We start from the raw sequence: 23,567 nt of genomic DNA on the forward strand, positions 1-23,567 counted from the left end.
CCTCTGCGACCGGCCCTTTCCCGTCCCCGGACATGCTCCGCAGCACTCGCCGGGACGCCGCGAGCGCGGCGCCCCCTCGTCCTGAGCAGCCCTCGCAGCGACCGTCGATAGCGTCCCCGCATGGCTGAGCAGGACGCCCCCGCCGTCGTCTGGTTCCGCGACGACCTGCGGGTGTCGGACAACCCGGCGCTGCGCGAGGCCGCGGACAGCGGCCGCCCTGTGATCGCCGTCTACGTCCTCGACGACTCCGGCGACACCGGGCGCCCCCTCGGCGGCGCGAGCCGCTGGTGGCTGCACCACAGCCTCGCCGCCCTCCACGCCTCCCTCGTCAAGCGGGGCGCGAGCCTGCTGCTGCGGCACGGGGACGCGGCGGAGGAGGTGGCGGACGTCGTCCGCCGGTCCGGGGCGGGGCTGCTGACCATGAGCCGGCGCTACAACCGCGGCGAGCGCGAGCAGGACGACCGCGCGGTGCGCGCTGCGGAGCAGGCCGGGGCCGAGGTGTCGCTGCACACCGCCGCTCTGCTGCACGAGCCGGGCGAGGTGCTGAACGGCGACGGCGAGCGCTTCTCCGTCTTCTCCCCCTTCTTCCGCGCGCTGACGGCGAAGGGCGCCCCGCGGGAGCCGCTGCCGGCGCCCGCCGCGCTGCGCGGCTGGCCGGGGCCGATCGAGACGGAGGAGCTCGCGGACCTCGGGCTGCTGCCGACGGAGCCCGACTGGTCGGCCGGCCTCGGGGAGACGTGGACGCCCGGCGAGAAGGGCGCCCACCACCGGCTCGAGGAGTTCCTCGCCCACCGGCTCGCGCACTACGCCGACGGCCGCGACCTGCCGGCCGCCGAGGTGACCTCCCGGCTCTCCCCCTCCCTGAAGTTCGGCGAGATCAGCCCCTACCAGCTGTGGCACCGCGTGCAGCAGGCGGACGTGCCGGCGGAGGTGCGCACGAAGTTCCTGACGGAGCTGGGCTGGCGCGAGTTCGACTACGACCTGCTCGACGCCCACCCGGACCTCGACACGGTGAACGTGCACCGCGGCTTCGACGCCTTCCCCTGGGCGGACGTGGACGACGAGGTGCTCGCGGCCTGGCAGCAGGGCCGCACGGGCGTCCCGCTCGTCGACGCGGGCATGCGGCAGCTGTGGCACACGGGCTGGATGCACAACCGCGTGCGCATGGTGACCGCCTCCTTCCTCATCAAGAACCTCCGGTACGACTGGCGGGTGGGCGAGCGGTGGTTCTGGGACACGCTCGTCGACGCCGACCCCGCGAACAACGCCGCGCAGTGGCAGTGGGTCGCCGGTTCCGGCGCCGACGCCGCGCCCTTCTTCCGCGTCTTCAACCCGGTGCTGCAGGGGCAGAAGTTCGACCCGAAGGGCGAGTACATCGCGACCTGGGTGCCCGAGCTGCGCCACCTCGACGCGAAGGGGCGCCACGAGCCCTGGACCGTTCCCAGCACGCTGGACGCGGACGCGCCCGCCTATCCGGCGCCGATCGTCGACCTGAAGGCGTCGCGCCAGGAGGCGCTCGACGCCTACCAGCGCATGCGGGGCTGAAGGGCGTGCAGGCGCCTGCGCGCTAGCGTGCAGCGAGTCTGCGAGCGCGGTGGCTCGCCGGTGCGCCTCCTCGGTGGCACGCGAACGGGTGCCTAGGGTTCCCCCGATCCGGTCGCGATTCCGCACCGGGCACGGACCACCGCTCCCGGAGAGGGGACGCCCTGTTGCACGACGACACCCGAGCAGCCGCCCGGCACGCCGTCGGACGCCCCCGGACGATCTGGGGCGGTCTCGGCCGGACCGTGCTCGTGATGCTCACGGTCCTCGCCGTCAGCTCCGTGTCGGTCGCCGCCTACGGCGCGTGGCACCTCAGCGAGAAGGTCCGCGGCGGCGCGATCTCCCTCGGCACCGAGCCGGTGCCGAACATCGAGGCGCTGAACGGCGCGTTCAACGTGCTGCTCGTCGGCGCGGACAACGCGCCCGGCCAGAAGTCGTGGGGCGCGGCCCGGGACGGCACGCTGAACGACGTCAACATCCTGGTCCACGTCTCCGCGGACCATAAGCGCGGCACCGTCGTCAGCCTCCCCCGCGACCTGGTCATCCCGCACCCGCAGTGCACGGACACGAAGACCGGGCAGGTCTTCCCCGCGATGTCCGCGCAGCCGCTGAACACGGCCTACGCCCGCGGCGGCCTCAGCTGCGTCGTCGGCACCGTCGAGTCGCTCACCGGGTTGAACATCCCCTACGCGGCGCTGTTCTCCTTCGAGGGCACCGTCAAGATGGCGGACGCGGTCGGCGGCGTCCCGGTCTGCGTCACGAAGGCCATCGACGACCCGGACTCGGGCCTCAAGCTGAAGAAGGGCGTCTCGGTCGTCAAGGGCCGCACCGCCCTCGCCTACCTCCGCAGCCGCCACGGCGTCGGCGACGGCAGCGACCTGTCGCGCATCGCCTCGCAGCAGGCCTACATGTCGTCGCTGCTGCGCACCATGACCTCGGCGAGCACCTTCTCGAACCCGACGAAGCTCTACGGCCTGGCCAACGCGACCGCGGACAACGTGAAGCTGTCGGAGTCGCTCGCGAGCGTCGACACCATCGTGCAGATGGCCCTCGCGCTGAAGTCGATCGACCTCGACCGCATGGTGTTCGTGCAGTACCCCACCGCCGAGGACCCGCTGAACCCGAACAAGGTCGTGCCGTCCGCCGAGCTCGCGTCGACGCTCATGCAGCGCGTGCAGCAGGACAAGGCGGTCGGGCTCGGCAAGGACGCGCTCGGCCTCAGCACCAAGCTCGCGAAGGACAAGAAGTCCTCGAGCGGCAGCGACGGCGAGACCGCCTCGACGAAGTCGCCGTCGCCCTCGAAGTCGGCGTCCGCAGAGGATTCCGACGTGATCTCGGGGCTGCGCGGGCAGACCGCGGCGCAGCGCACCTGCTCGATCGCCGCCAGGTGACCGTCGCCGCGCCCGGTGCTCAGGCGCCGAGCGCGGCGAGGACCGCGGCCGGTGCGATGTCCGCCATGCAGCGGGGCGCGTGGTCCGGGGTGAACGGGCAGCGGGCGGTCCACCAGCACTCCTGGTCCGTGATGGCGGTGGGCGTGCGGACCGGGCACTCCGGGAAGCCCTGCAGGTTGACCGCGCCCGCCCCGCGGTAGCCGTACCGGCCGGCGACCGTCGGCCCGAACAGCCCGACCACGGGCAGGCCGGTCGCCGAGGCGAGCCGGACCGGCCCCGTGTCCCCGCCGACCGCGCGACCGCCCTGCTCCGCCGCCGCGGCGGCGAGCCCCGCGAGGGCGCGGAGGGGCAGCGGCGGCGCCACCGCGGCGCCGGCAGCGCCCAGCACCGCGCACTGCTCCTCGACCTGGGAGACGACGACCGGGGACCAGCCCCGCGCGAGCAGGTCCCGCACCGTCTCCGCCCACGCCGCGAGCGGCCAGTGCTTCACGGCCATGCCGGAGTCGGGGAACAGCAGCGCCGGGCGCGACGGCGCGAGCGGGGCGAGGACGCGGCGGCCCTCGTCCCGCTCGTCCTCCCCCAGCACGATGCGGGGAGGCAGCCCGGCGAGCGCGGGATCGATGACGCCGTCCTCGGCGAGCAGCCGCAGCATGCGCAGGTCGACGCGCTCGTCGGCCGGCGGGTTCCGCCACAGGTTCGTGACGGCGCGGCCGGCCGTGCGCTCGAGCAGCTCGGGCAGGCCGTGCTGCCGGTTCGTGGTGATCGCGAGCTCCGGGCGCAGCCGCTCGAGCACGGGCCGCGCGGCGGCCATCACCGCGTCGCCGTCGCGACCGGGCACCGGCACGACCTCGTGGATCCGGCGATCGCGCTCGAGCAGCACGTGCCAGGGCGCCGTCGTGACGACCGTGACCTCCACCTCCGGATGCGTGCGGCACACCGCCTCCACGATCGGGAGGGCGAGCAGGAGGTCGCCGAGACCGCCCATCGTGTCCACGACGACGACGCGCATCAGCGGGCGTCCCCGTAGACGGCGAGGTGCCGGTCGGCGATCGCGCCCCAGTCGCGCGTCGCGGCCCACTGCGCGCCCTCGTCCGCCAGCCGCCGCGCGAGCCCTGCGTCGTCGAGCACCCGGCGCAGCCCGTCGGCGAGCGCGGGACCGCTCCGCACCTCGGGCACGATCGCGACGCGGCGGCCGTCGACGAGCTCGGGCTCCGGCTCGTCGCCCGCCGTGACCACCGTCGGCAGCCGGTGCGCGAGCAGGGTGAGCAGCGAGCCGCTCTTCGCCGTCACGCCGTGCGTGAAGGGCAGCACGCCGACGTCGGCCGCGGCGAGCAGCCGAGAGACCTCCTGCGGACCACGGAAGCCGGTGATGTGCAGCCGGGCCGTCGCGCCCGCCGCCGTCACGTCGGCACGGAGGTCCCGCTCGAAGTCCTCGGCCTCGCGGCCGGGCAGCGCCAGCGACTCGAACCCGCCCACGACGACCGCGTGCACGTCGCGCCCCTCCGCCGCCAGCGCCGCGACCGCCTCCGCGAGGTACCGGACGCCCTTCACCGGATGGACGAAGCCGAAGAAGGCGAGCAGCAGGGCGTCGGCACCGATCCCGAGCTCGGCGCGGACGTCCCGGCGGGCGCGCTCCCGGTCGACACCCGGCGCCACGGTCACGTTCGCACCGATGGGCACGACGTCCACGACGAGGTCCGGCACGCGACGGCGCACCGTGCCGGCGTGCGCGGCGTTCGTCGCGATCACGCGCCGGCTGCGCGGCACGAGCAGCGCGCTCTCCCGATCCGCGAGCCGCCGCGCCTCGAGACGTCCCCACAGCGCTTCGGGCAGCAGCCGCTCGAAGCGCCACCAGCCGTACTCGTGCAGCGTCGTCACGAGGGGGCGGCGCAGTACCAGCGGCAGCAGGCCGATCCCGATCCGGTAGCGGTACATCGACGGCGCGAACTGCACGTGCACGACGTCCGCCGCACGGGCCGCGCGCGCGGCGCGGAGGAGCGCGACGGGCCCCCAGGAGGCGCCGACGGAGCGGGCGCCGAGCACCTCGGCGGGCGCACCGACGTGCAGGATCGCCGTCGCCGCGCCGCGCGCTCGCAGCGCCGCCGCGAGCCGCACGACGTAGTCGCCGACGCCGTCGCGCTCGGGATCGAGCCGGCCGACCACGAGCAGCACGCGGCGCGGGCGCTCGGAGGCGGGGCCGCGGCTCGCGCTCACCGTCGGCCCGCGTCGCATGCCCGCACGGTAATGCGGGCTCGCTCGACGTCGGCGGGGAGGGTCAGCGCGGCTCGAGCACGAACACGGGGATCTCCCGGTCCGTCTTCGTCTGGTAGCCCGCGTAGTCGGGCCACACCGCGACCGCCCGCTCCCACCACTCGGCGCGCTCCGCGCCCTCGAGCACGCGCGCGTCGTAGTCGCGGCGGTCGGCGCCGTCCTGCAGCTCGACGTGCGGGTGCCCGACGAGGTTGAAGTACCAGACGGGGTGCTCCGGTGCCCCGCCCTTCGACGCGACCACGGCGTAGCGGCCCTCGTGCTCGACGCGCATCAGCGCGGTCTTGCGCAGCTTCCCGCTCCTCGCGCCCACCGAGGTGAGCACGATGATCGGCACGCCGCGCAGCGTGTTCGCCTCCGCGCCGCCGGTCGCCTCGTAGCGCTCCGCCTGCTCGCGGGCCCACTGGGACGTGCTCGGCGCGTACTCACCCGTCAACGGCATGCCCCCGATCATCGGCACCGCACAGCCCGCGCGCAAACCGGGTCCACGACACTGACGGCATGGCTACGACGCTCACCTTCCCCGAATGGCTCGCCCAGCAGCGCGACCGCGGCGACGAGGTCGCCGAGTTCGCCAAGGAGGTCGCCTCCCTCACGGACTTCCCGGAGTCCGGCGGCAAGGCGATCTACGACGGCTACTTCGAGACCGCGCTGCCCGCGCAGCAGTCCGTGTACGCCCGCGCGTGGAGCGAGTTCTCCGCGCACCCCGAGCCGGCCGCCTGACGGACACCCGGTTGCATAGCGCGCTTATATAAGCGCGCTATGCTTCTGGGGTGACGGACGCCCCCTCAGCCGACCTGGCCGACCTCGGTCGCGCCTTCGAGGAGATCACCGCCTGGCTGCGCCGATCGCGGTCGACCTCCGAGGTGTCGGCGACCGGACTGAGCCTGCTCGACCGCCTCGACGCCGGCGGTGCGCTGCGCGTGACCGACCTGGCGACCCTCGAGGGCGTGACGCAGCCCGCCGCGACCGCGCTGGTGAACCGACTCGCCGACCAGGGCTGGGTGGGCCGCGCCGCCGACCCGTCGGACGGGCGCGCGAGCCTGGTGTCGATCACGGACGCCGGGCGGCAGCGCCTGCGGCAGCACCGCGACGAGCGCTCCCGGCGCATCGCGGACCGGCTCGCGCTGCTCGACGCGGCCGACCAGGCCGCGCTGCGCGCCGCGCTGCCCGCGCTCCGTCACCTGCCCGCCGCGCCGGTCGCGCGGCCGAACCCCTGAAGGACGCCGTGCACGACGCACCGACCACCTCCCCGTTCCGCCAACCCCGAGCCGTCTGGGCCGTCGCATTCGCGTGCGTCGTGTCCTTCATGGGCATCGGCCTGGTCGACCCGATCCTCAAGAGCCTCGCCGGGCAGCTCCACGCGACGCCGACCCAGGTCGAGCTGCTGTTCACGAGCTACCTCGTGATCACCGCGATCGCGATGCTCGTGACCGGTTGGGTCTCCAGCCGCCTCGGCGCCAAGCGCACCCTGATCTGCGGCCTCGTCATCATCGTGGTGTTCGCCGCCCTCGCGGGGATGTCCGACTCCATCGGCGGCATCGTCGGCTTCCGCGCCGGTTGGGGCCTCGGCAACGCGCTCTTCATCGCGACGAGCCTGGCCACGATCGTGGCGTCCGCCTCGGGCGGGTTCGCGGGCGCGATCATCCTCTACGAGGCCGCGCTCGGCGTCGGCATCGCGCTCGGCCCCGTGGTCGGCGGCGTGCTCGGCAGCATCAGCTGGCGCGGCCCGTTCTTCGGCGTGAGCGTCCTGATGGCGATCGCGCTGCTGGCCACCCTGTTCCTGCTGCCGAAGACGCCCGCGCCCGCGCGCAAGCAGCGCCTCTCGGAGCCGCTCGCCGCGCTGAAGCACCGCGCGCTGGCCACCACGAGCGTCGTCGGGCTGCTCTACAACTGGAGCTTCTTCACGCTGCTCGGCTACTCCCCGTTCCTCATGGGCATCGAGAACCCGATCCAGCTCGGCGGGGTCTTCGCCGCCTGGGGCGTGCTGGTCGCCGTCTTCTCGGTCGCGATCGCGCCGCGCCTCCAGCGCCGCTTCGGCACCGCGAAGACCCTGTACGTGAACTTCGCCCTGATGGCGGTCGACCTCGCACTGATCGGCATCTTCTCGACGACGCCGGCCGCGGTGATCGCCGGCGTGATCGTCGCGGGCGCGTTCATCGGCATCAACAACACCCTCGTCACCACCGCGGTCATGAGCATCGCGCCGGTCGAGCGCCCCGTCGCCTCCGCCACCTACGGCTTCGTGCGCTTCATCGGCGGCGGTCTCGCCCCGTTCGTCGCAGGCCTGATCGTCGAGGCGTGGGACCCGCAGGCGCACCTGCCGTTCCTGATCGCGGCGGTCACGGTCGCCGTCGCCGCTGTGGTCCTGAGCACGGTCCGGAAGTCGCTCGCCGCGGCGGACCGCGGCGAGGTCGTGCACCCGGAGCGGTCGGAGCTCGACCGCGTCGAGGACCGCGACCCGGTCGCGGGCGGCCTGGCCGTCGGCGACACCGACTGACCCGGAGTCCCACCCGCGTCACGCGGTACCCGTGGCGTCGCGCGGTACGCATGCGAACCGCGCCTCGCCGCATCGACCGCGATGCGAGCGGGTGGGAAGCGCTCCCCGCTCGACCTGCCCCACCAACGGCTGCGTAGCGCAGGTCCCGTGCAGGGCCCTGCGAAGCAGTACCGCCTTCGATCCGCCCGCGGATCGAAGGCCATGAGCAAGGCGGAGGACCGCCGGCGCTGCATACCCATTTGCAGTCCGGCGGCCCTCCTCGTCTCACCAGCGACGGCCCGAACGGTCGGATGATGAGACTTCGGAGCCGGACGGCGCGGGGACGACGTCCGGAGTCGAGGTGCACGAGCGAGGCGTGCTCGCCGGCCCGGGGGGAGCGGGTGTGGCCGGCGCGCTCAATGTAACGGTGCCCTGGAAACCCCTGCAACGCGGCGTCCCCCGTTTGCGCCGTGCGCGTACCCCGTTGGGCGGCGGCCCGGAGCCGCGTTCTCCGGCTATGCTGCTGGCGCCGGGAGACGTCGCATAGTCCGGTCGAGTGCACCACCCTGCTAAGGTGGAGAGCCCGTTCAGGGCTCCGTGGGTTCAAATCCCACCGTCTCCGCAGTTCCTCCTCCGAGGTCCGATCCGCGTGCTTCCGTGGATCATCAGTCCGCTCGTGCCGCTGGTCCTCGATCCGGCGCGGGGCGTCGACGACGTCGACCGCCGCCTCTCCAGGAGGCGCGCGCCACACTCGACGGATGAGTCCGCACGACGCGCTGGCCGAGATCGCGTTCCGTCTCGAGCGGGATCGCGCCGAGCCCTTCCGCATCCAGGCCTTCCGCAGAGCGGCAGCCGCCATCGCCGACGTCGCCGCGGACGACCTCCGGGCGCGGGCCGCGGACGGGCGCCTCGCCCGCACGAAGGGCATCGGCGGGCGCAGCCTCGAGGTCGTCACGCAGGCGCTGGCGGGCGCCGTGCCCGACTACCTGCAGCGCCTCCGCGACGAGGCGGACACGCCGTCCTCCGCCGAGGGTCGCGCGCTGCTCGGGGCGCTGCGCGGCGACCTGCACACGCACAGCGAGTGGTCGGACGGCACCACCCCCATCGAGGCGATGGTCGAGGCCGCCCGGCTGCTCGGGCGCGAGTACATCGCGCTGACGGACCACTCGCCCAACCTGAAGGTCGCGAACGGGCTGACGCCGGAGCGCCTCGCGGAGCAGCTCGACGTCGTGGCGGGCATCGACGAGCCCGGCCTGCGGCTGCTGCCCGGCATCGAGGTCGACGTGCTCGAGGACGGCACGCTCGACCAGGAGCCCGCGCTGCTCGACCGGCTCGACGTCGTCGTCGCCAGCCTGCACTCCCGCCTCCGCGCGGACCGGTCCGAGATCACCGCCCGACTGCTCGGGGCGATCGCCGACCCGCACACCTCCGTCATCGGCCACATCACCGGTCGGCTCGTCGAGGGCCGCCGCGGCACCCGGCCGCAGTCGGACTTCGACTCGGCGCGGGTGTTCGCCGCAGCGGCGGAGGCGGGCGTCGCGATCGAGATCAACTCGCGGCCCGAGCGCCAGGACCCGCCCGAGGACCTGCTGGCGGAGGCGATCGCCGCCGGCTGCCTGTTCAGCATCGACACGGACGCGCACGCGCCGGGTCACCTCGACTTCCTCGGCCTCGGCGCCGAGCGGGCCGCCGCGGCGGGCGTCCCGGTCGAGCGGATCGTCACGACATGGCCCGTCGACGACCTGCTCGAGTGGTCGCACCGGCGCCGCTGAGGGCCGAGGCGGATCGAGGCGCCTCCGAGCCCTGCTAACATCGACCGGTCGCTTCTGCGGCATGCGCCCGTAGCTCAACGGATAGAGCATCTGACTACGGATCAGAAGGTTGGGGGTTCGAGTCCCTCCGGGCGCGCGGACACGGGGAGCCCCGGGTCGAAGGAATCCTTCGGCCCGGGGCTCCTCCCGTCTCAGCCCTGCGATCCGCGCCGCAGGTCGACCTGGACCTTCGGACCGGGTCCGGCGTCGTCCGGTCGGTCCCCGTCGAGCACGGCCGCGAGCCCCTCGAGGCCGATGGTGGCCGCGAGGAGCGGCCGCGGATCCACCTCGCCGGAGGCGTATGCCGCGATCGCGCCCTCGAGTCCGCCGGAGGCGCTGAGGACGCCGACCGCCGTCACGTCCTTGAGCGCGAGCAGGCGGGTGTCGACGAGGCTCGGGCTGCCCGCCAGGCCGATGAGCACCACGCGCTTGCCCGGCTCCACGAGCTCGACCGCCTTCGCCGGCAGGGTCGCGGCGTTCGAGGCGTCGATCACGGCGTCCCACGGCAGGTCGGGCAGCTGCTCCTCCGTCCACACGCCTTCGAAGCCGAGCGTGCGGGCGAACGCGGCGGGCCGGTCGTCCCGGCCCATCAGGTGCACCCGGGCGCCGGCCGCGCGCGCGAACATCGCCACGAGCACCCCGATCGTGCCCGGACCGAGCACCAGCACCGCGTCCCCGGGCCGCAGGGCGGCGCCGCGGACCGCGCGGAGCGCGTTGCCGCCGGGCTCCACGAGCGCACCGAGCACGTCGTCGACCTCGTCGGGCAGGGTGTGGAGGAGGCGCGCCGGGAACGCCACCTGCTCCGCGAGCGCACCGGGGCGGCCACCGCGGATGCCGAGCTCCGTGCGGTGCGCGCAGACGTGCTGCCGCCCGTCGCGGCAGCGGTCGCAGACGCCGCACCCGAGCATCGTGTCGCCGGTGACCCGCCGCCCGAGCCAGGAGCGGTCGACGCCCTCGCCGACCGAGGCCACGGCGCCCGCCCACTCGTGCCCGATCCGGACGGGGAAGGTCGCGTTCCCGTCGTGCAGGTACTGCATCTCGCCGGTGAAGAACTCGACGTCCGTGCCGCAGACGCCGGCGCGGTGCACGTCGACGACGACCTCCCCGGCGGCGGGGACGGGAGGCGCCACCTCCTCCACCCCGGCCCGGTGCGGCCCGGTGATGACGAACGCCTTCACTCGTCCTCCTCCTGCGGCGTGCCGCTCAGCACGGGGCGCAGCCAGTGCAGCCCCGGGTCGGCGTCGACGAGCAGCGCCTTCGCCAGCAGGCTCAGCGGCACGGCGAGCAGCGCGCCGAGCGGCCCCAGCACCACGCCCCAGAGCAGGACGGACAGGAACGTGAGCGTGCCCGAGAGCCCGACGGCGCCGCCGACCACCCGCGGCGCGATGAAGGTCTGCACGACGGTGCTGATGAGGGCGAACAGCACGACGACCCAGAGCGCCTGCACGGGGCCGCCCGTGAGCAGGGCCAGCAGCGCGGGTGGCACGAGCGCGACGACGAAGCCGATGCTCGGGATGAAGTTCGCGAGGAACGCGAGCAGCGCCCACAGCCAGGGCAGGGGCACGCCCACCACGAGCAGCACGACCGCGTCGAGCACGGCCAGCACGACCCCGAACCCCGCGGAGACGAGCAGCCAGCGCCGGGTGTTCTCCGCGAAGTCGCGCAGCGCCTCCACGAGGTGGGGCCGCTGCGGCTCGGCCGCCCGCAGCAGTCGCGGGAAGGCCGCGGCGTCCAGGACGAGGAAGAACAGGACGGAGAGGAGCAGGACGAGCGCGGACAGCGCGCCTCCTGCGCCGTCCAGCACGCTGCGCGCCAGCCCCGCGAGGCGGGCGAGGTCGAGCTGCCCGGTGACGGAGTCGATCTGGTCCTGGGTGACGCCGAGGCCCGTGAGCCAGTCGGCGCCGTCGGCCGCGAGGCGCTGGAACTCGGGACCGTAGCCGACCAGCAGGCCCGCGAGGCGCGCGGCGGAGACCGTGAGCGCCACCGCGAAGACGAGCAGCACGCCGTAGACGACGACCAGCATCACCGTCAGCGAGAGCCAAGCGGGCACCCGGCGGCGCAGCGCCCGCTCGAGCGGCGAGACCGTGATGACGAGCACGAGTGCGAGCAGCAGCGGTCCGACGATCCCCGAGACCGCGCGCAGACCGGCCGCCGTGACCGCGACCCCGGCTGCGCCGAGCAGCACGATCGTGGCCCGCGGCAGCACCGGCGTCCTGCCGCGCGGGGGCTCGTCCCGCATGCCTGCAGCCATCCCGACCTCCTCGTGTGGACGTCGAAGGCTATCGACGGCGGAGGCGGCGGGTCCGGCCCGATGCGAGCGGGCGGGCGCGGGAAGGGGCATTCGGCGCCTCGGGAGGATCGCGCCGGCGGCGCCCCGTCGACGCCCGTCGACAGGGCGCCGCGGCCCCTCCTCCGGAGGGCGGTCTGTTGGTCGCACCGGCATCGTCTGGTACACACGACCGAGCGCGGTGCACCCGGATCGTCGGCTGGAGGGAAGTTCCCGCCCCACCGAGCGTTGACCTCCGTCAGTCCCCACGCGTCTCATCGAAGGAGCAGAGACATGGAGCGAGTCGTCCTCTTCGGTCCCCCCGGCGTCGGCAAGGGCACCCAGGGCGGGCGGCTCGCCGCAGCCCTCGGCGTGCCGGCCATCTCGACCGGCGACCTCTTCCGGGCCCACGTCCGCGACAAGACCGAGCTGGGCAACCGCCTCAGCGCGCTGATCGCGTCCGGCGACTACGTGCCCGACTCCGTCACGAACACCATGCTGGCCGAGCGGCTGGCGGAGCCGGACGTCGCCCGCGGCTTCCTGCTGGACGGCTACCCGCGCACGGCCGACCAGGTGGCCGAGCTGGACCGCCTGCTCGCGCTGGCCGGCACCTCCCTCGACGCGGTCGTGCTGCTCGCCGCGCCCGACGAGGTGCTGGAGGAGCGGCTGCTCAAGCGCGCCGCCGACCAGGGCCGATCCGACGACACCCCCGAGGTCATCCGCCACCGCCTCGCCCTGTACCACCGCGAGACGGCGCCGCTGGTGGCGCTCTACGACGCGGCCGACCTCGTGCTGCGCGTCGACGGCACGGGCACGCCGGACGAGGTGCACGAGCGCCTGCTGGCGGTCATCGGCCTGCGGGAGCGCACGCCCTCGTCCTGAGCGGAGGGACGCGCGCGGATTTCTCAGGAAGCCTTCTCGCGCAGCGTTGCACGAGGTGTAATCTTGCACTCACTGCAAGCATCGATGTCGGGCTGTGGCGCCCGTCGTCGCAGCCGTCGGTGCGCGTCCACCTCCTGAAGGACCTTCTTGACCTCCACTGACACGCATCAGAGCGCCGGAACGGGCGCGGTGATGTCGCACCGGCAGATCCTGCTGGTGATCTACGGCCTCATGGCCGGCATGTTCCTGTCGGCGCTCGACCAGACCGTCGTCGGCACCGCGATCCGCACCATCGGCGACGACCTGCACGGCCTCGACCAGCAGGCGTGGGTCACCACCGCGTACCTCATCACCTCGACGATCGCGACGCCGATCTACGGCAAGCTCAGCGACATCTTCGGCCGGCGGCCGCTCTACGTCTTCGCGATCAGCATCTTCGTGATCGGTTCGCTCGCGGCGTCCTTCTCCACCTCCATGCTGATGCTCGCGGGCTTCCGGGCCATCCAGGGCATCGGCGCCGGCGGTCTGATGTCACTCCCCCTCGCGATCATGGGCGACATGCTCGCGCCGCGGCAGCGGGCGAAGTACCAGGGCTACTTCCTGGCCGTCTTCGGCGTCTCCTCGCTGATCGGCCCGCTGGTCGGCGGGCTCTTCTCGGGCGCCAGCCAGATCCTGTTCATCACCGGGTGGCGCTGGGTCTTCCTGATCAACGTGCCGATCGGCGCGATCGCGCTCGTGATGGTGCTGACGTTCCTGCACCTGCCGCGGTTCGGCGAGCACCGCTCGCCGCGCATCGACTGGTGGGGCGCCACCGCGGTCGTCGCGACCCTGGTGCCGCTGCTGCTCGTCGCCGAGCAGGGCCGCACCTGGGGCTGGAGCTCCTGGGGCTCCATCACCTGCTACGTGGTGGGCGCGCTCGGCCTGATCGGGTTCCTCATCGCGGAGACGCTGATGGGCGACGACGCGATCATCCCGCTCAAGCTGTTCCGCTCGCGGGTCTTCTCGACCGCGACCGTCCTCGGCGTGCTCGTCGGCTTCGGCATGTTCGGCGCGCTGCTCACGCTGCCGCTCTACCTGCAGGTCGTGACCGGGCTGTCCGCGACGGAGTCGGGCTTCGCCACGCTGCCGATGGTGCTCGGCCTGATGATCGCCTCCATCGGCTCCGGCCAGATCATCTCGCGCACCGGCAAGTACCGGATCTTCCCGATCACGGGCACGGCGTTCACCTCCGCGGGCTTCCTCTTCATGACGACCATCACGGTCGACAAGCCGCTCTGGTACCTCATGATCGGCATGTTCCTGATCGGCCTGGGCCTCGGCCAGCTGATGCAGACGCTGACGATGGCCAGCCAGAACTCGGTCGAGCCGAGGGACATGGGCGTCGCGACGAGCGCGTCGACGTTCTTCCGCCAGATCGGCGGCACGCTCGGCACCGCGATCCTGCTGTCGGTGCTGTTCTCCTCGCTGCCGGGCAACATCCTGACGGCGACGCAGGACAAGGCGACGCTGACCTCCGCGCTCGACGCCGGCCTGAACCCGGCCGTGGCCACGGCGCCCGAGAACCGGGCGATCATGAAGCAGCTGTGGAACCCGATCGTCGACCCGATCAAGTCGAACCTGCAGACCAGCCTCGACAGCGCGACGACGACGGTGCAGAAGGCGGCCGACGCCGCCGCCACCACCGCGGTGACGAAGCAGGTCACGGCCGCCGTGGACCAGCAGGTGGCCGCGGGCGCCGTGCCCGCCGCCGCAGCGCCGACGGTGATCGACCAGCAGGTGGCGGCCGCGCTGCCCGCCGCCAAGCGCACGGCCGAGGCCACCGCGCTGCAGCAGGCGGCGGCGAAGGCCGACGCGACCGTGGTGGACGGCAAGCTGACCGTCGACTACGCCGACGCGACCCAGCGCCGCGCGGTCGTCGACAAGGTCGTGCCGTCGATCATCACGCAGATCAAGAAGGGCTCGTCCTCGAGCGCCTCGTCCGCGAACAGCTCGACGAGCGACACGTCCTTCCTGAAGGGCGCGGACCCGCGGCTGTCGCGGCCGTTCCTGAACGGGTTCAACGTGTCGGCGGTCAACATCTACTGGGTCGGCCTGATCGTCCTGCTCATCGCCTTCGTCATCTCGCTGTTCTTCAAGGTGCCGCCGCTGCGTCAGCGCTCGGCCCTGCAGGAGCAGGCGGACAGGGCGGCGTCGGATCAGAAGCTCGACGTGGCGCAGGGCTCGGCCGCGGCCGAGGTCGGCACCGTCGCGCCGGCCGACAGCGGCTCCGTCCCCGCAGGCCGTCGCTGATCCGGTGACCTCGCGAAGCGCCCGGCTCCTCCTGGAGCCGGGCGCTTCGTCGTCGGTGCCACCGCCTACCGTGGGGTCGTGACGCTGGACGTGCCCGACGCCGCCTCCGTCTCCTGGGCGCCGTTCGGCCCCGACCTCGTCGCCCACGGCGACAACCTGCCCTTCCTCCGGAGCCTGCCGGACGGCGCGTTCCGGCTCGTCTACCTCGACCCGCCGTTCAACTCCGGGCGCGAGCAGCGCCGCAGCACGACAGTCACGCGGCACGCCCCGATCGGCGGCACCCGGATGGGCTTCCACGGGCGCCCGTACGAGGTCGTGAAGAGCTCGGTCACCCGCTACGACGACGCGTTCACCGACTACTGGGGCTTCCTCGAGCCGCGGCTGGAGGAGGCGTGGCGGCTGCTCGCGGAGGACGGCACCCTCTACCTGCACCTCGACCAGCGCGAGGTGCACTACGCGAAGGTGCTGCTCGACGCGCTGTTCGGCAGGGAGTGCTTCCTGAACGAGATCGTCTGGGCCTACGACTACGGCGCCCGCACCACCCGGCGCTGGCCGGCCAAGCACGACACGATCCTCGTGTACGTGAAGGACCCCGAGCGGTACCTCTTCGACGCCGCCGAGGTCGACCGCGAGCCCTACATGGCACCGGGGCTCGTGCCCGCGGAGAAGGCCGCGCTCGGCAAGCTGCCGACCGACGTCTGGTGGCACACGATCGTCTCGCCCACGGGCCGGGAGAAGGCGGGGTACGCCACGCAGAAGCCGCTGGGCGTGCTGCGGCGCATCGTGGCTGCGAGCAGCGCGCCCGGCGACTGGGTGCTCGACCCCTTCGCGGGCAGCGGCACCACCGGCGAGGCCGCCCGCGCCCTCGGGCGCCGCTTCGTGCTGGTCGACGAGAACCCGGACGCGATCGACGTGATGCGCCGCCGTCTCGGTGACGGCGTGCTGGTGACGCGGGTCGTCGCCGACTAGCCCGCGCCCGCGGCGTCGGCCCGGCCGTTCCGGCAGCGCGCGTCGGCCCCGGCACGGCGTGCGCGGCGAGCGGACTGCGGCGAGCGACGGCGTGCTGCCGGAGCCCGCGCTGCCGTCTCCGGAGGCTCGGGATCCGCGGGACCCCACAGCGCGCAGGGACCCTGGTTGTAGGTCGTCCACAGCGGCGACCGGCCCCGAGCCGGGAGGCGCGCACGCTTCCGCCAGCGGATTCCAGGCCCCGGCCGATCAGCGGTTAGCGTCCCTGACCGAACGGACAGGAGGCCGACATGGCGGTGGATTCGATGACCGGCACGACGACGACGGAGGCGCGCACGCCCACCGGAGGCGCGGACGGACCGGACTTCGAACGGATCCGCACGGGACTGCTCGGCAGCTGGCGGGACATCCGGCTCGCGGCGCGCGCCCGCACGCTCGACCCGGCTCTGCACCGCCGCGACGACCTGCTGGTCGCCGACCACCGGGCGCGCGTGACGGCGCAGCTGCAGGTGCTGCTCGACAGCGGCGCCGTGCGCCTGCCGTTCCCCGAGGCGTTCGGCGGCACCGGCGACGCGGGCGGCAACCTCGTCGCCTTCGAGGAGCTCGTGACCGCCGACCCGTCGCTGCAGATCAAGGCGGGCGTCCAGTGGGGGCTCTTCGCGGCCGCGATCCTGCACCTCGGCACCCGGTACCACCACGATCACTTCCTCGCGGACGCGATCGAGCTGCAGACGTTCGGCGGCTTCGCGATGACCGAGACGGGGCACGGCTCGGACGTCGCCTCCATCGCCACCACCGCGACCTACGACCCGGCCGCACAGGAGTTCGTGATCGACACCCCCTTCCGCGCCGCGTGGAAGGACTACATCGGCAACGCGGCCGTCGACGCCCGAGCCGCCGTGGTGTTCGCGCAGCTGATCACGCAGGGCGAGCGCCAGGGCGTGCACGCCTTCTTCGTGCCGATCCGCGACGAGGCGGGCGCGTTCCTGCCCGGCGTCGGCGGCGAGGACGACGGGCCGAAGAGCGGCCTGAACGGCGTGGACAACGGCCGCCTGCACTTCAGCGCGGTGCGGGTGCCGCGCACCAACCTGCTGAACCGCTACGGCGACGTGGCGCCGGACGGCACCTACTCCTCCCCCATCGCCAGCCAGGGCCGCCGCTTCTTCACGATGCTCGGCACGCTCGTGCAGGGGCGCGTCTCGCTCGCGGGCGCCGCGAACACGGGCGCGAAGGTGGCGCTGCAGATCGCGCTCACCTACGCCGAGCAGCGCCGCCAGTTCGCGGGCGCGGACGGCCGGGAGGAGGTGCTGCTCGACTACCCGCGCCACCAGCGCCGCCTGCTCACGCGGCTCGCCGGCGTCTACGCGGCGACCTACGCGCAGGACGAGCTGCTGCTCGACTTCCACCGCGTCTTCACCGGCGAGCACGACACGGACGAGTCGCGCCAGGAGCTCGAGAACTTCGCGGCCGCGCACAAGGCGGAGTCGACGTGGCACGCGCTCGACACGATCCAGGAGTGCCGCGAGGCGTGCGGCGGCGCCGGCTTCCTCGCGGAGAACCGGTTCGGCCAGCTGCACGCCGACCTCGACGTCTATGCGACCTTCGAGGGCGACAACACGGTGCTGCTGCAGCTCGTCGGCAAGCGCCTGCTCACGCAGTACGGGAAGCGGCTGAAGTCGGCGGGGCGGGCCGGCTCGGCGCGCATCGTCGCGGGGCAGCTCGTCGGCTCGGCCGCTGCGTCCGCCGGGCTCACCGCGCTCGCGCAGCGCGTGGCCGACGGCGGCACCGCGGCCGGTGCGTCGCGCTCCCTCCGCGACCCCGCGGTGCAGGAGGCGATCCTCACCGAGCGCGTGGCGGTCGCCGTCGCCGAGATCGCCCCGGCGCTCCGCAGCAGGCCGGGCGCCTCCGCGGCGGAGCTCGCCGCGCGGTTCGGCGAGCACCAGCACGCGCTGATCGAGGCGGCCCGCGCCGAGGCGCGCCTCCGGCAGTGGAAGGCGTTCACCCGCGCGGTGGAGCGCGAGACGCACGCCCCGACGAAGGCGGTGCTCGCCCTCGTGCGCGACGTGTTCGCGCTGCAGACGATCGAGCGGGAGCTCGGCTGGTACCTCGTGCGCCGCCGCCTCAGCGTCTCGCGGGCGAAGGCCGTGACACGGCTGCTCGACTCGCTCGTGCGCCGCATGCGGCCGCACGCGCTCGACCTCGTCGAGGCGTTCGGCTACGAGCAGGGCCACCTGCGCGCCGCCATCTCCTCCGGCGCCGAGGGACGGCGTCAGGCGGAGGCGATCGCCGCCACCCGCTGACGGCTCGCAGTGCCGTCGTGACCGGGGGCCGATCGGGATGGTGCTCCGGTTCCGTGCCGCTGCAGGAGCGATGGAGCGGCAGGGATCCGGAGCAGATCGCGGTCAGGGCAGCACGGCCGCGAGGTGGGCGCCCGCGCGGCGCAGCGCGGCGGCGGGATCGGCGAAGGAGGCCTCCCGGCCGACGAGCTCGGTGAGCGAGACCGCGTACCGGTACCCGTCCGGGGACGCGTCGATGGAGCCCGCGACGAGCGCCGCGGCGACGCCTGCCGCCTCGGCCAGCCCGCGCACCGCCTCCGGCACCTTGCCGGAGCGCGACTGGCAGTCGAAGCGGCCCTCACCGGTGACGACGAGGTCGGCGCCGGCCAGCGCGTCGGGCAGGCCGGCCGCGGCGGCGACCGCGGGCGCGCCCGGCACGAGCACGGCGCCCCACGCGAGCAGCCCGAAGCCGGTGCCGCCCGCGGCGCCCGCACCGGGCGCGGCGGGATCGGCCGGCAGGAGGGCGGCGAGCCGCGCGAGGCCCGCCTCGAGCACGGGCACGTCCTCGGTCGACGCGCCCTTCTGCGGCCCGTAGACCGCGGCGGCCCCGTCGGGACCGAGCAGCGGGTTCACCACGTCGGTGAGCACCAGGACGCCGCTCGGAGGCGTCGGCACCAGGCCGGCGAGGTCGACCTGCGCGAGCCGGAGCAGCCCGGCCGCCCCGTCCGGCACGTCCGCCCCCTCCGCGTCGAGGAAGTGCGCACCGAGGGCGCGCAGCACGCCGACGCCCCCGTCGGTGGAGGCGCTGCCGCCGATGGCGAGCAGCAGGCCGGTGGCGCCGTCGTCGAGCGCCCGGCGGATCGCTGCGCCGAAACCGCGCGTGTGCGCGGTGCGCGGCTGCAGGGCGGGCAGCAGGGTGATCCCGCTCGTGGCGGCCAGCTCGACCACCGCGCGGCCGTCGGGCAGCCGGAGGAGGACCGCGTCGACCGGGTCGCCGACCGGACCCGGGACGCGGACGGGGACCGCGGTCGACGCGGACACCGCGGCCGCGAGCGCCTCCAGGGTGCCCTCGCCCCCGTCCGCCATCGGCACCGCGACCACGTCGTCGTCGGGTCGCACGGCGCGCCAGCCGGCCGAGAGCGCTGCCGCCGCCCCCGGTGCCGACAGCGTGCCCTTGAAGGAGTCCGGGGCGATCACGACCCGCACGGGATCGCCTCAGTCGCCCTCTGCGGCCGTGCGGGCCCTGCGCCGACGGAGCCGGCGGACGACGAGCACGACGACGCCCACCGCGAGCGCCGAGTACACGACGACGTCGAGCACGTCGAGGTACGGGTCGATCACGTGCCGCTGCGTGCCGAGCGCCGCGCCGAGCCCGATCAGGGCCGCGTTCCAGACGCCGCTGCCGATCGCGGTGCAGAGCACGAAGAGCCCGAGGTGCATGCGGTCCGCGCCCGCGGGGATCGAGATGAGGCTGCGGACGCCGGGCACCAGCCGCCCGACCACGACCGCGACGACGCCGTGCCGGTGGAACCAGGCCGAGCCGCGGTCCAGGTCGTCCTCGTCGACCAGGCGCGTCCTCGCCAGCAGCCGGGAGGCGCGCTCGAGCCCGAGCGCGGCGCCGAGCCAGTAGAGCAGCAGCGCGCCGACGGTCGAGCCGACGGTGCTCCACAGGATCAGCCCGCCGAGCGAGAGCCGCCCCTCGCGGCTCAGGTACCCCGCGTACGGCAGGATCACCTCGCTCGGCACGGGCGGCACGACCGTCTCGAGCAGCACGAGCGCGCCGACGCCGACGTCGCCGACCGCGAGCAGCACGTCGGCTGCGACGGCCAGCAGGCCGCCCTCCTCCTGCCGGCCGACCGCGCCGGGCAGGGCCAGCGTCACCGGCGCCCCAGGTCGTTGCCGACCGAGCAGGTCTCCTGCTCCACCGTCTGCCCGACCACCGTGCTCGGCAGGTCGACGGCGTCGCCGGAGGAGGTGGCGCTCGGCGACGGGCTGCTCGTGCCGCTCGGCGACGGGCTCGAGGTGGCGTCGCCCCTCGTCACGGAGCCGGCGCCGTCGGTGGCGCCCGTCTGCTTCTTCGCGAGCTTCAGGGTCTTGTCCGCCTTCACGGCGGCCATCAGCGTCGCCGCCGGCTTCTCGTTCGGCACGACGCCGTCGGCGTAGAGCTGCGTCGGGTACTGCACGAGCACGAACTGGGCGAGCGGGATGGAGGCGACCCCGCGCCCGATCGACACCATGGTGTCGATGTTCGCGAGCCCGGAGGAGAGGCTCATGCTCTCCGTGGCGGCGCTGGCGAGCCCGTAGAGCTTCGTCACGTCCGTCAGCGTGGACGAGCTCTTCATCTTGCGCACCAGCGACGACAGGAACACCTGCTGCGAGCTGATGCGCGTGAGGTCGCTGCCGTCGCCGACCCCGTGGCGGGTGCGGAGGAACTTCAGCGCGGTGACGCCCTCGAGGGTGTGCTCGCCCGCGCTGAGGTGCAGCCCGGTGTAGTCGTCGTCGATGCGCTTCGCCACGCAGACCGGCACGCCGCCGACCGCGTTCGACATCTCGACGACGCCGTCGAAGGTGATGAGCGCGGCGAAGGGGATCTTCATGCCGGTGAGGTCGGCGACCGTGTCGCGCACGCAGCCGAGGCCGCCGTACTCCAGGACGCTGTTGATCTTCACGCCCGTGGCACCCGGCAGCTGCTGCTTCGTGTCCTCCGGGTTCGCGCAGCTCGGCCGGCTCACGTACATGTCGCGCGGGAAGCTGATGACCGTCGCCTTGGTGTGGTCCTCGCTGATGTGGATCAGGATGTTGACGTCGTTCAGAGTGCTGCCCGGGTTCGCCCCGTAGTGCCCCTTCTGGCCGTTCCGGGTGTCGCTGCCGACGAGCAGCATGTTGACCGTGCCCGAGTAGGCGCCGATCTCGGGGATGTCCGTGGGCTGGTCGCCGGGCAGCGCCGTGGCGCGCGCCTGCACGTTCCCGTCGAGCCGGTTGAAGGCGATCGCGGCGAGGCTGAGCCCGGCCACCACGACGACGCAGAGGCCGATCGCGATGACGCGCACCACCGCGATCGCGAGGCCCGGGGAGGCCAGGCGCCCGTGGCGGGCGAGCGGACTCCGGCGCGGATCAGCCATTCGTCCCTCCTCACCGGGCGCGCCCCGCACTGGGGGACGAGGTGGCGAAGCCCGGCGGTTACCGTCGATCGCGCACGTCGAGACGGATCCTACTGACCGCGTTTCCCCTGGACAGGGGTCGGTCCTTAACGATCTGCTCGGAAAACGCCGACTGGGGACTGACGCACACCGATGACTGCACGCTATTCGACCTGCACGGCCGCCCTCGCGGCGGCCGTGGTGACGACGCTCGCCGCACTCGGTGCGGCCGGGCCCGCGGGGGCCGTCACGCCCACGCCGACGCCGACGCCTTCGATGACGAGCAGCGCTGCCGCCGCTCCGAACGGTAGCGCCGTCGCGTCGCCGACGCCCTCCGCCACGCCGACGCGCGCTGTCGCCTCGCCGACCGCGCCCGTTCCGGCGTCGCCGACCGCCACGCCCGCGGCGCCGGTCGTGACCGCCCCGCCGGTGGCACCGCCGACCCTGCGCACCACGCCCACGACGACGCCGACCGCGACGCCGACGCCCACCGCGACCCCGGCCGTGCCGCTGCCCGCTGCGACCCGGATCAGCAAGCGCTCGGGGCGGTCCGCCGGCTCGCGCACCCTGACGATCACCGGTTCGCGGTTCACCAACCTGGCCGGCGTGCAGTTCGCCGGCACGCCGGTCGCGGACCTCGTCGTCCTCTCCGACTCCCGCGCCCGGTTCGTGCTGCAGAACTCCGCCGACTACCAGGGGCGGGTCGCGAGCGTGACCCTCACGGCGAAGTCCGACCCCATGCCGCGCCCGACCGGGCTGACCTACCGCTACATCGTCGACACGAAGCTCGACCGCCAGATGGCCTACGCGTTCCAGAACTGGAACAACTACTCCAACCGGACCTTCGGGTACCTCAGCGGCAGCGACTGCGCGAACTTCACGAGCCAGACGCTGCTCGCGCGCGGCTGGCCGCGGTCGAGCCAGTGGTTCAACTACGGCGCCGGTCGCTGGAGCGGCAGCTGGGTCTCCTCGACCGCTCTCAGCACCTGGCTGAAGCAGCGCCCCGACCTGGCGACGCGCCTCACCTACTCGCAGCGCAGCCAGGTGACCGTCGGCGACGTCGTGCAGTTCCGCTGGCCCGGGCACGCCAAGAAGTACTCCTCGTGGGACCACACGGGGATCGTGTCCAAGGTCGTGGTGCTGCCGAACGGCACGAAGGACGTCTACTACGTCGCGCACACGCTGAACCGGCAGTTCGGCGGCGGCACCACGGGCCTCGCCGCGTACTACGGGAAGCAGAGGATCAAGGGCTCCACCCTGAAGATCCAGTTCTTCCACCTGCTCAAGTAGGGACCGGTCGCCCGCCGGGCGACACGGGAGGAGCGGGGCGCGGCATAGTGGATCGTCGTGACCCCGCTCCTCTCCACCGCCGTCGGCCTCGTCCTCGCGGCGTTCAGCGGGCTCGTCCTGCTCGCGCTCGTCGTGGCCACCGTCCTGCTGGTCCTGCTGGCGCTGCTCGTGCTCGACCACCTGCTGCGCCGCAACGGCGTCGACCCCCGGGCGGCGACCGCTCGGGCGTGGTCCCGCCTCCGCGGACCGCAGCGCGCCGGGCGTGAGCCCGCCGACGGCGGGACCGCGCCCGCGCAGAGGGTCCCGTTCTCGGCGCGGCGCCCCGGTCGACCGGCTGCGGCCGCGAAGCCTGCCGAGCCGGCCGCCGCGGCGGTCGCCGAGCCCGCCGCAGCGACCGCGGTGCAGCCGATCACCGAGCCCGCGAAGCAGCCCGCGGCGGCCGTGGAGCCGACCTCCGCACCGGCGGCCGCGTCGACTCCCGCCGAGGCGGTCACCGAGGTGATCCCGGCGAAGGCCCCCGCCCCTGCGAAGGCCGCGGCTCCCGCGAAGGCCTCGGGCGCGACCGCTCGGACCACCCCGCGCGCCACGACGCCGCGCACGAGGGCGCCGCGCACGACGAAGCCCGCGCTGCGCGGTCCCGCGGCCGCCTCGCAGCCTCCTGCCGCTGCGACGCCGGCCGAGCCGGCCACCGCGCCCGCCGCGCCCGCCGCGCCCGAGCAGGGCACCGACCGGGACTCGGCGATCGACCGGCTCTTCGCGCCCCTGCTCGAGTCCGACCGCACGGAGCCGCTGCCGCGCAATCGCACGACCCGCGGCTCCGACGAGGACCGCTGAGCGCGCCGGGCGCATCGCCCGGGAACGAGGAAGGGCCCCGGTCGTCGACCGGGGCCCTTCCCTTTCAGCAGCAGCTGATCAGGACTTCGCCGCCGTGTTGCCGAAGGCGGTGGAGTTGACGGCGCCGTTGACG

Annotated in this window: 21 protein-coding genes and 2 tRNA genes; 14 read left to right on the forward strand and 9 right to left on the reverse strand. The window is 73.9% G+C overall.

What is annotated here, in order from left to right; all coding sequences use genetic code 11:
• The first annotated feature begins 120 nt into the window (after positions 1-120).
• Complete coding sequence (locus ABEA53_RS16255) at positions 121-1,545, forward strand: cryptochrome/photolyase family protein (RefSeq protein WP_345482363.1); 1,425 nt, start codon at positions 121-123, stop codon at positions 1,543-1,545.
• Positions 1,546-1,709: 164 nt separating this feature from the next.
• Positions 1,710-2,933: an LCP family protein gene (locus ABEA53_RS16260; protein ID WP_345482364.1), complete on the forward strand. Its 1,224-nt coding sequence runs from the start codon at positions 1,710-1,712 to the stop codon at positions 2,931-2,933.
• A gap of 19 nt (positions 2,934-2,952) precedes the next feature.
• Here the strand turns inward: ABEA53_RS16260 and ABEA53_RS16265 are convergent, their stop codons facing one another.
• Genes ABEA53_RS16265 through ABEA53_RS16275 form a run of 3 tightly spaced genes read right to left on the reverse strand, consistent with a single transcriptional unit; the run spans position 2,953 to position 5,643 of the window.
• Complete coding sequence (locus ABEA53_RS16265; protein ID WP_345482365.1) at positions 2,953-3,942, reverse strand: glycosyltransferase family 9 protein; 990 nt, start codon at positions 3,940-3,942, stop codon at positions 2,953-2,955.
• Positions 3,942-5,165, reverse strand: coding sequence for a glycosyltransferase family 4 protein (locus ABEA53_RS16270; protein WP_345482366.1), 1,224 nt, complete (start codon positions 5,163-5,165; stop codon positions 3,942-3,944). Before ABEA53_RS16270 ends, ABEA53_RS16265 begins: the two co-directional genes overlap by 1 nt.
• A 43-nt stretch (positions 5,166-5,208) precedes the next feature.
• The gene (locus ABEA53_RS16275) at positions 5,209-5,643 is read right to left on the reverse strand and encodes a nitroreductase family deazaflavin-dependent oxidoreductase (protein ID WP_345482367.1); all 435 of its coding nucleotides are present in this window, start codon (positions 5,641-5,643) and stop codon (positions 5,209-5,211) included.
• Between the two features lie 59 nt (positions 5,644-5,702).
• On the opposite strand from ABEA53_RS16275, the gene ABEA53_RS16280 reads away from it, so the two are divergent.
• The 6 genes from ABEA53_RS16280 (at position 5,703) to ABEA53_RS16305 (ending at position 9,588) form a co-directional block, all read left to right on the forward strand.
• Positions 5,703-5,924, forward strand: coding sequence for a hypothetical protein (locus ABEA53_RS16280; protein WP_345482368.1), 222 nt, complete (start codon positions 5,703-5,705; stop codon positions 5,922-5,924).
• A 50-nt stretch (positions 5,925-5,974) separates the two neighbouring features.
• The gene (locus ABEA53_RS16285; protein ID WP_345482369.1) at positions 5,975-6,421 is read left to right on the forward strand and encodes a MarR family winged helix-turn-helix transcriptional regulator; all 447 of its coding nucleotides are present in this window, start codon (positions 5,975-5,977) and stop codon (positions 6,419-6,421) included.
• A gap of 8 nt (positions 6,422-6,429) precedes the next feature.
• Complete coding sequence (locus ABEA53_RS16290; protein WP_345482370.1) at positions 6,430-7,701, forward strand: MFS transporter; 1,272 nt, start codon at positions 6,430-6,432, stop codon at positions 7,699-7,701.
• A 511-nt stretch (positions 7,702-8,212) separates the two neighbouring features.
• Positions 8,213-8,302 (forward strand) — tRNA-Ser (locus tag ABEA53_RS16295).
• 136 nt (positions 8,303-8,438) lie between these two features.
• A complete protein-coding gene (locus tag ABEA53_RS16300; RefSeq protein WP_345482371.1) occupies positions 8,439-9,452 on the forward strand; it encodes a PHP domain-containing protein in 1,014 nt (337 codons plus the stop codon).
• Between the two features lie 63 nt (positions 9,453-9,515).
• A tRNA-Arg gene (locus tag ABEA53_RS16305) sits at positions 9,516-9,588 on the forward strand.
• Positions 9,589-9,643: 55 nt separating this feature from the next.
• On the opposite strand, the gene ABEA53_RS16310 is transcribed toward ABEA53_RS16305, so the two are convergent.
• Together ABEA53_RS16310 and ABEA53_RS16315 are read right to left on the reverse strand one after the other, a co-directional pair.
• Entirely contained in the window at positions 9,644-10,669 is a 1,026-nt protein-coding gene (locus tag ABEA53_RS16310) for a zinc-dependent alcohol dehydrogenase (protein WP_345482372.1), read from the reverse strand.
• Complete coding sequence (locus ABEA53_RS16315) at positions 10,666-11,742, reverse strand: AI-2E family transporter (RefSeq protein ID WP_345482373.1); 1,077 nt, start codon at positions 11,740-11,742, stop codon at positions 10,666-10,668. The genes ABEA53_RS16310 and ABEA53_RS16315 overlap by 4 nt, the downstream gene beginning before the upstream one ends.
• Positions 11,743-12,051: 309 nt before the next feature.
• On the opposite strand from ABEA53_RS16315, the gene ABEA53_RS16320 reads away from it, so the two are divergent.
• The 4 genes from ABEA53_RS16320 to ABEA53_RS16335 all read left to right on the forward strand — a co-directional run bounded on the left by ABEA53_RS16320 (position 12,052) and on the right by ABEA53_RS16335 (position 18,194).
• Positions 12,052-12,639, forward strand: coding sequence for an adenylate kinase (locus tag ABEA53_RS16320; RefSeq protein ID WP_345482374.1), 588 nt, complete (start codon positions 12,052-12,054; stop codon positions 12,637-12,639).
• Between the two features lie 192 nt (positions 12,640-12,831).
• Positions 12,832-14,928: an MDR family MFS transporter gene (locus tag ABEA53_RS16325; protein WP_345482385.1), complete on the forward strand. Its 2,097-nt coding sequence runs from the start codon at positions 12,832-12,834 to the stop codon at positions 14,926-14,928.
• A 78-nt stretch (positions 14,929-15,006) separates the two neighbouring features.
• Entirely contained in the window at positions 15,007-15,897 is an 891-nt protein-coding gene (locus tag ABEA53_RS16330) for a DNA-methyltransferase (RefSeq protein ID WP_345482375.1), read from the forward strand.
• A gap of 287 nt (positions 15,898-16,184) precedes the next feature.
• On the forward strand, positions 16,185-18,194 hold the full coding sequence (locus ABEA53_RS16335) for an acyl-CoA dehydrogenase family protein (RefSeq protein ID WP_345482376.1): 2,010 nt from the start codon (positions 16,185-16,187) through the stop codon (positions 18,192-18,194).
• A 102-nt stretch (positions 18,195-18,296) separates the two neighbouring features.
• Here ABEA53_RS16335 and ABEA53_RS16340 read toward each other — a convergent pair whose 3' ends face one another.
• The 4 genes from ABEA53_RS16340 to ABEA53_RS16355 form a co-directional block, all read right to left on the reverse strand.
• The gene (locus ABEA53_RS16340) at positions 18,297-19,376 is read right to left on the reverse strand and encodes a glycerate kinase (RefSeq protein WP_345482377.1); all 1,080 of its coding nucleotides are present in this window, start codon (positions 19,374-19,376) and stop codon (positions 18,297-18,299) included.
• A 9-nt stretch (positions 19,377-19,385) separates the two neighbouring features.
• Positions 19,386-20,051 (reverse strand): DedA family protein, encoded by a 666-nt coding sequence (locus ABEA53_RS16345; protein ID WP_345482378.1) that lies wholly within the window; start codon positions 20,049-20,051, stop codon positions 19,386-19,388.
• Positions 20,048-21,292 carry an LCP family protein gene (locus ABEA53_RS16350; protein ID WP_345482379.1) on the reverse strand — a complete coding sequence of 415 codons (1,245 nt, stop codon included), beginning with the start codon at positions 21,290-21,292 and terminating at the stop codon, positions 20,048-20,050. Before ABEA53_RS16350 ends, ABEA53_RS16345 begins: the two co-directional genes overlap by 4 nt.
• A 182-nt stretch (positions 21,293-21,474) precedes the next feature.
• On the reverse strand, positions 21,475-21,888 hold the full coding sequence (locus ABEA53_RS16355; RefSeq protein ID WP_345482387.1) for a hypothetical protein: 414 nt from the start codon (positions 21,886-21,888) through the stop codon (positions 21,475-21,477).
• On the opposite strand from ABEA53_RS16355, the gene ABEA53_RS16360 reads away from it, so the two are divergent.
• Together ABEA53_RS16360 and ABEA53_RS16365 are read left to right on the forward strand one after the other, a co-directional pair.
• Positions 21,815-22,600 (forward strand): amidase domain-containing protein, encoded by a 786-nt coding sequence (locus tag ABEA53_RS16360; RefSeq protein ID WP_345482386.1) that lies wholly within the window; start codon positions 21,815-21,817, stop codon positions 22,598-22,600. The genes ABEA53_RS16355 and ABEA53_RS16360 overlap by 74 nt on opposite strands.
• 57 nt (positions 22,601-22,657) lie before the next feature.
• Positions 22,658-23,434, forward strand: a complete 777-nt coding sequence (locus ABEA53_RS16365) for a hypothetical protein (protein WP_345482380.1) — start codon at positions 22,658-22,660, stop codon at positions 23,432-23,434.
• Positions 23,435-23,567 lie beyond the last annotated feature (133 nt).

It is taken from the genome of Amnibacterium soli (assembly GCF_039544415.1).
In the GTDB taxonomy this organism is placed as follows: Bacteria; Actinomycetota; Actinomycetes; order Actinomycetales; family Microbacteriaceae; genus Amnibacterium; species Amnibacterium soli.

Coding starts and splice junctions, on each gene's coding strand:
- ABEA53_RS16270 (WP_345482366.1), bottom strand. CDS start 5,165: ATGCGACGCGGGCCGACGGTGAGCGCGAGCCGCGGCCCCGCCTCCGAG.
- ABEA53_RS16300 (WP_345482371.1), top strand. CDS start 8,439: ATGAGTCCGCACGACGCGCTGGCCGAGATCGCGTTCCGTCTCGAGCGG.
- ABEA53_RS16320 (WP_345482374.1), top strand. CDS start 12,052: ATGGAGCGAGTCGTCCTCTTCGGTCCCCCCGGCGTCGGCAAGGGCACC.
- ABEA53_RS16315 (WP_345482373.1), bottom strand. CDS start 11,742: ATGGCTGCAGGCATGCGGGACGAGCCCCCGCGCGGCAGGACGCCGGTG.
- ABEA53_RS16255 (WP_345482363.1), top strand. CDS start 121: ATGGCTGAGCAGGACGCCCCCGCCGTCGTCTGGTTCCGCGACGACCTG.
- ABEA53_RS16325 (WP_345482385.1), top strand. CDS start 12,832: ATGTCGCACCGGCAGATCCTGCTGGTGATCTACGGCCTCATGGCCGGC.
- ABEA53_RS16280 (WP_345482368.1), top strand. CDS start 5,703: ATGGCTACGACGCTCACCTTCCCCGAATGGCTCGCCCAGCAGCGCGAC.
- ABEA53_RS16335 (WP_345482376.1), top strand. CDS start 16,185: ATGGCGGTGGATTCGATGACCGGCACGACGACGACGGAGGCGCGCACG.
- ABEA53_RS16350 (WP_345482379.1), bottom strand. CDS start 21,292: ATGGCTGATCCGCGCCGGAGTCCGCTCGCCCGCCACGGGCGCCTGGCC.
- ABEA53_RS16265 (WP_345482365.1), bottom strand. CDS start 3,942: ATGCGCGTCGTCGTCGTGGACACGATGGGCGGTCTCGGCGACCTCCTG.
- ABEA53_RS16275 (WP_345482367.1), bottom strand. CDS start 5,643: ATGCCGTTGACGGGTGAGTACGCGCCGAGCACGTCCCAGTGGGCCCGC.